Raw genomic sequence first — 6,110 nt, forward strand, 5'->3', positions numbered from 1 at the left:
GACCCCCGGACCGGCCGACTTCCGAACCGGCCGACTTCCGGTTGGGTTCCGCAGGCCGGCTCCGCACCGGCCGGTCCGGCCGCTGTCCGGCTGTCAGTCTCCTGAGCCGCCGTTGAAGGTCATGTCGCCGTTCGCCTGGTAGATACGGGAGTGGTGGCCGCCTCGCGCCTGCATCCGCACCCCGTCGCGGCGAGCGGCTGCGTCCGGCGGCAGGAGGGGCCTCAGCACCTCGTCCAGCACCCGCTGGAGCTCCTGACGCAAGGCGGGATCCGCGGTCAGCAACTGCTGGAGCTGCGGCGCCCACTCCAGAGCCAGGGCCTCCTCGGCCTGCCTGTCATCGATCTCCCTGGCCGCTCGCACGTCCTCGCGCACCTCGGCCAGCCGGCCCGCCACGGACGGGACCCGGTCGGGACGGGTCCGCTGCCACAGCACCAGCACCGCCGAACGCGCCTGCTGCCACGCGTCGGTCGCCATCGAACCGACCAGAGCGCTCGCCGCGCTCATCACCAGCGGGTCCATGTCCCCTCCCCGTCCCCTCAGCCACCCTGGCCGTCGGTGGTGTTCCACACGACGGTCTCGAACTCCACCGCGGACATGTAGTCCTGCGGCGCCCTGGTCACCTTCAGCCGGACCACGTGCCCTTCGTCGGTGCGCAGACACAGCACGATGCCCTCCCGCAGCTTGACCCCGTAGGTTTCGCCGCCGGCGTCGACCGTGTCGGCGCAGTCGGACTCGCCGGGCTCCCTGGTGGGGTCCTGCCACCGCGCGATGGCTCCGTTCCCCGCGAAGGCCCGCAGGCCGTCCCCCAGTTCCCCGGTGGAGATGTCGAACCCGCCGAGGGCAGAGGTCGAGCCGGACACGGGGTGGTCCCCGTCCAGTTCCTTGCCGTCCCCCGCGCCGATCGCCAGGGTGCCCTGCCAGCGCACGGTGGATCCGGCGGGCGTCTTCCGCGCGGGGTGGTCCGGGGAAGCCGTCGCCGGGTCCGTGCCGCTCGGGGTGCCCGCACCGGCCGTGGCACCGGGCGGGGCGGAGGCGTGGTCCACCGTCGGACCATGGGCCGGGGAGCTCACGGCCGCGGGGGGCGCCTGGCCGCCGGGCTCCTTCTTCCCGTGCCCGGTCGTGAGCACGTACGCGCCCCCCGCCCCGGCGGCGACGGCGACCACGGCGGCGAGGACGGCCCATCCGCTCACGAGGACATGAGTGATCCTGCTGCGGTTGATGTCGCGCGCAGCCTGGTAGATCCGGCCCCCGTCGCCCGTCCGGCCGTCGAGACCGGACCCGTGCTCGGGCTCCTGGGGCTGTTCCCACCGGGCGTCAGATCTGTCACCGGCCACTGCCAGCCATCCCCCCACCTGATGCTCCGTGCGTCGGGAAGCGTACGGGAAAGAGGCGACGGCTGATCAGGTTTCGCCCGAACTGGCTAGTTAGCGGGGGAGGTTGTGACCGTCCGCTCGCCATGGGCCAGGGGCCCGGCCGGTGCCGGGATCCGGTCCCGGTCACGGGGCGGTGGCGGACGCCGGCGCGGCAGGAGCCCTCTCGGCGCCGGTCTGCTGCGATCGCAGCAGGCCCAAGTGCCTGCGGACGGCCAATGGCGAGAGACCGGCCGAGTGCGAGCGTGAGGGTGGGCCGCAACCGCTGGTCCGGCTCTGTGTGTGGAGTACCCCTCGAAAGGCTCGTGGATGTCCCCTCTCGCCCGCTGGTGCCACCGGCACCGGCTCGCCGTCGTCCTGGCCTGGGTGGGCCTGCTGACCGCTCTCGGGGCCGCGGTCGGCGTGGGCGGCAGCGACTTCGGCGACAGCCCGGTCGCGCAGAACACCGACTCCGCCAGGGCCACGGCCCTGTTGCGGGAGGCGGCGAGCAGCGCGGCGGGCAGGAGCGGCCGGATCGTGTGGCAGGTGAAGGACGGCAGGGTCACCGACCCCACCGCCGAGCGGCCGACGGCCGACGCCGTGCACCGGATCGGGGCCGCGCCGGGTGTCGCCTCGGTGAGCAGTCCCTTCTCACCGGCGGGCGAGCGCCAGATCAGCGCGGACGGCAAGACGGCCTACGCCACCGTCGCCTTCGAGCAGGACGTCAGCGACACCCAGACCGACCAGGTGAAGCGACTCGCCACCGACCGTTGAGCCGGGGCCGAAGCCCTCCGCGATCATGCCGTACGCCTGACGGTTCGTCGAGGTCACCGGCAGGTTGCCGTCGTCCGCGGCACCCAGGCGCAGGCGGATCCGCCCGGCCCACCGGCCCCACGGACCCGCTGTGCCCTCCGGCGCGGTCCGCGCCCTGAGCCTGGCGGTGGCCGTCGCCCTCGACGCCCTGCTGACCCACATGGCCGTGCGCGATGTGCAGCGTTGCCGTCCCGGGCTCCAGGCGCGGCCGAAGGCGTTCGGACTGCTCGCCCTCGTGGTCCTGGGCGCGCTGGCCCTGCCGACGCCAGACCTGCCCGATCGCGGTGGCCAGCCTGGCCTCGGCCGCCTTGTCGGCGGCGGTGGGCTCGCCGGTCTGACCGTCGTGGTCGCCCTGCTCGGCATGCTCACCCTCTCGAAAGCGCCCGGTCCGGTGAGCGGGGCAGCCACCAGTTGGCGCGCCCGCACAGGTGCATGAGCGCCGGTACGCGCCGAGTACCGGGAAGCCGCGCCCGAGCCTCGGGATGCTGGGGCGGGGCAAGGCAGGCGGAATGATTCTCCGGTTCTCGCCGGGGCGTGCCAGTCCTCGGTGATCACTTGGCGGGCAGCAGACCCCTCCCTCTTTGCGCGCCTCGACTGGGGCTTTGCCACTACTTGACCAGGATCGCGAGAGCAAATCGGCTCGGTGATCTACCGTCTTCGTGCCGGTCAGCCGACTCAGGGGGAGCAGAAGACGCCATGGGCGACCACAGCGACGGCAGGATACTCGACATCAAGATCGCTGATCTGAAGGCGACCGCCCCGCATTTCCACACGCACAGCTCCGACCTCGCCAAGGCGCTGACCAAGCTCAAGACGGCTCTGGCAGCGGCCGGTTCGCCGTGGGGTGACGACGAGCAGGGGAAAAAGTTCCACGAGCACTACGGCCCGCACGTCAGGAGGATGGAGACCGCCGCCGGGATTCTCGCGCTCGGCCTGGCCAGCATCGAAGCGGCCATGACCGACATGGCCGACGGTCACATCGACAACGAACTACTGGTCCGCTCGATGTTCAGCAAGATCCAGCTCGCCCCGCACGACGGCAAGGGGAACGCGCAGTGAGCGCGGCGGACAAGGCCAAAGAGATCGTCCAGGATTTGACCGGCATGTGGTGGCCGGATGCCGACGAAGGGGGTCTGCGCGACGCGGCCAAAGCCTGGCGGGACTTCGCCGACGACCTGGAAGACGTGACGGTCGCGGCGAACAAATCGGCGCGCGCCATCATCGAGCACAACAAGGGCGAGGCGATATCCGCCTTCGACGACCCGTTCTGGCGACGCTACTACTACGACGGCCACGGCTGGCTCCGGGACATGATCGATGGCGCCCGAGACATGGCCAAGGCCCTTGACCAGTACGCCGATGTCGTCCACGAGGCCGTCAAGCGTCTGGAACACGAGTTGGAGATCGCCGGCGCCACCATCGTCGCCGGCACCGCCCTGGCGGTCTTCACGCTCGGCATCTCCGAGGGCGCCGCGGCAGCCGCCACCGCCTCGATCCTGGAGCTGTCCGCCACGCTCGGCGTGACCGTGTCCACCGAGATCGCCACCATCGCCGGCACCACCCTCGCCACGGCCGCCATCGGGGGACTCGAATCGATCACGGTCGACCTCGCCGTGACCCAGCCCGTCGCCATGGCCACCGGCGAGAGCAAGGGCCTCAGCCTCGACGAGGTGAGTGATTCCGCCCTCTACGGCATGGCGTTCGGTGGCGCCTTCGGGGCAGGTGGGGGCACAGCTCGAATCGTCGCCGAGAACGGCGGCATGGAGAGCCTGTTCAACGGCTTCCGGCTGAACAGCGCGGCCCTCGACGAGATGGGCAAGTCCCGTACGTGGAAGCTGATCCAGTCTCCCGACTCGAAGATCCCCGTCGCACCGGCACGGGCCGGCGACTACGAACTGGTCTCGGGCGACCCGGTCTACTTCGGCAAGAACACCACCACGGTGGGCTACGACGAACGCACCCTGAACAACCTGCAACGGGTCGCCCGTGTCCCCGGCGTACACGACGTGGTCGTCCATGGCACGGACGAGGGGGTGTTCGTGCCCGGCCGCGTCAACGCTGCGGGAAAGACCCTTATGGACTTCGAAGTGCACCCCAATCACATCGCGGACGCCATCCGCAGCAATCCCAACTACCACGGTGAACCGGTGCGCCTCATCTCCTGCCACTCCGGCGCAGACGCGAGACCGCCCGAACTGCCCCTCGCGCAGTCCGTAGCCAACGAGCTCGGCGTGCCCGTGGCGGCGCCCACGAGCAAGGTGGGAACCTCCCCCCAACTCGGACTCAACCAGACCCCCACCATCGGCAACAATGGCTACTGGCGCACCTACCTGCCCATGGCCCACTAGCGGCAGGCTCACAGGAGTGGAAATGATCAAGCGAGCGGGCTTCTACCGGGAGATCGGCGGCCAGGGCATCGCGGCAGACGATGCGCCGTCGCTGCGAGACGCCGTACAGGACAGTGGGCCCTGGGACGAGGACCGTATCCTCGCCTACCTGGGATCGGCCCTGGAGATCTACACCACGATGGGCGCCGAGCGCGACGTCCTCACCGGCGAAGAGTGGATCGTCGGCTCCGGATCCCTGATGACGGATGGCACCTGGCTCTGGCCCGTCGATCTCACGCACTACGTGCGCCGTCACCACGCCGCTCTGCCGCAGGAGTTCCTGGACCACATCCGGGCCAACAACTACACGGTCCCTGTCGTGCCCGACGAACGGGCCAGGCGCATTTTCCGGGAGGAGTTCCCGGACCACGCCCCCGCTGCGGCCCCGTCCAAGGCTGCGGGCTTCTTCACTTGGTACGTGCCGAAACTGGACAGGGCGCGTGCCCATCAACTCCTCACGCATCTGGAGGATGCCGGGCTCTCCGCCGTGCACCCGCTGACCCATGCTTCCTTCGGGTTCCGTGAGACGCCGGTCGGAAACCGTGAGCCGCTGACGGGTGATGGCGCAGCCCTGGCCGCCGCCTTGGCCGACGATCGATACTCGAAGATCGAGTTCACCTGCTGGAAGGGCTACGACCAGTCCCTGACCGGCATCGTGCGACGCACGGACGAGACGACGCAGAGCATCACGCTGCGCCTCACCGGCATTCCCGTGTCCGACCGTGAGGAGGCGGTCGCGGCACTGGTGCGCACGCTCGATCAGGATGCGGCCGACTGCCGCGGGTTCGTCATCGACCGAGCCGGCGTTTCGGCTTCCGAGGACTGGGACCGCATCCTCATCGGTGACGGAGCGCACTTCACCGTGTGGCCCGACACCGTCGGCATCCTCCGGCATCGCGTGGGCAACCACCCTGAGCTGGCCGACAGCAAGCCGACTGCTTACGGCGCACTCGACGTCTTTCACCGCGCGTGAACCTTCGAGCGCCCTACAGGCCCCGGCACTGGCCCAATGACCTGGCCGGGGTTGCGGCCGTTCAGGGGGCGGATGCAGGCCGAGCGGCGCTTCGGACATCGGCACTTCATGAACCTCACCGCCGTGTTCACCGCACCGCCGCAGTTCACAGTCCTCCAAGGGCGCACAGAGATCGGCCGAACCGACCCCAGCCTTCTCACCGAGCGGATCGACGATCCGCGTCGACTTCTTTTCCGTGAGCACGGCAGCAGCCGACTGCACGTCGGCGAGCCGGGCCGACAGGGTCAGTGGGCGGTCAGCAGGCCCGTATCTGTTGATGCAGCCGAAAGTCCCAGAGAACTCCCACTACCCGCAGCCACTTTCTCGGCTCTATGCACTTCCTTGAGGACTTTCATCAATCCCGGCGATGCGAAGGGGAGCGGTCGTTCACGCGCCGGCGTGGCCTGTGGTCCAAGGGCCGTCACCTGCTCCTGATCGCCTCCATGGACACTACCTGACTTCGGCTTGTCAGGGTGACGCCGGTTCGTCGAGAGCCAGGCCGGTGCCCACTATGAAACCGTCGAGGGTGCCTGGCCGGTACTGGAGGCG

General features: G+C 69.8%; 7 protein-coding genes. 5 read left to right on the plus strand and 2 right to left on the minus strand.

Annotation, left to right across the window (positions count from 1 at the left end; all coding sequences use genetic code 11):
• Positions 1–93: 93 nt before the first annotated feature.
• Together ABZ719_RS22320 and ABZ719_RS22325 are read right to left on the minus strand one after the other, a co-directional pair.
• Positions 94–519, minus strand: coding sequence for a hypothetical protein (locus ABZ719_RS22320; protein WP_366726924.1), 426 nt, complete (start codon positions 517–519; stop codon positions 94–96).
• A 17-nt stretch (positions 520–536) separates the two neighbouring features.
• Complete coding sequence (locus ABZ719_RS22325) at positions 537–1,352, minus strand: hypothetical protein (protein ID WP_366726925.1); 816 nt, start codon at positions 1,350–1,352, stop codon at positions 537–539.
• Between the two features lie 327 nt (positions 1,353–1,679).
• Between ABZ719_RS22325 and ABZ719_RS22330 the strand changes: the two genes are divergently transcribed.
• The 5 genes from ABZ719_RS22330 (at position 1,680) to ABZ719_RS22350 (ending at position 5,522) form a co-directional block, all read left to right on the plus strand.
• Positions 1,680–2,123: an MMPL family transporter gene (locus tag ABZ719_RS22330; RefSeq protein ID WP_366726926.1), complete on the plus strand. Its 444-nt coding sequence runs from the start codon at positions 1,680–1,682 to the stop codon at positions 2,121–2,123.
• Between the two features lie 130 nt (positions 2,124–2,253).
• Positions 2,254–2,598: a hypothetical protein gene (locus tag ABZ719_RS22335; RefSeq protein ID WP_366726927.1), complete on the plus strand. Its 345-nt coding sequence runs from the start codon at positions 2,254–2,256 to the stop codon at positions 2,596–2,598.
• Positions 2,599–2,858: 260 nt separating this feature from the next.
• Positions 2,859–3,221, plus strand: a complete 363-nt coding sequence (locus tag ABZ719_RS22340) for a hypothetical protein (protein ID WP_366726928.1) — start codon at positions 2,859–2,861, stop codon at positions 3,219–3,221.
• Between the two features lie 44 nt (positions 3,222–3,265).
• Positions 3,266–4,510, plus strand: a complete 1,245-nt coding sequence (locus ABZ719_RS22345) for a hypothetical protein (RefSeq protein WP_366726929.1) — start codon at positions 3,266–3,268, stop codon at positions 4,508–4,510.
• A gap of 22 nt (positions 4,511–4,532) precedes the next feature.
• Positions 4,533–5,522, plus strand: coding sequence for a hypothetical protein (locus tag ABZ719_RS22350; protein ID WP_366726930.1), 990 nt, complete (start codon positions 4,533–4,535; stop codon positions 5,520–5,522).
• Positions 5,523–6,110: the final 588 nt, after the last annotated feature.

Origin of the sequence: Streptomyces sp. NPDC006743 (genome assembly GCF_040703815.1) — a bacterium.
GTDB lineage: Bacteria > Actinomycetota > Actinomycetes > Streptomycetales > Streptomycetaceae > Streptomyces.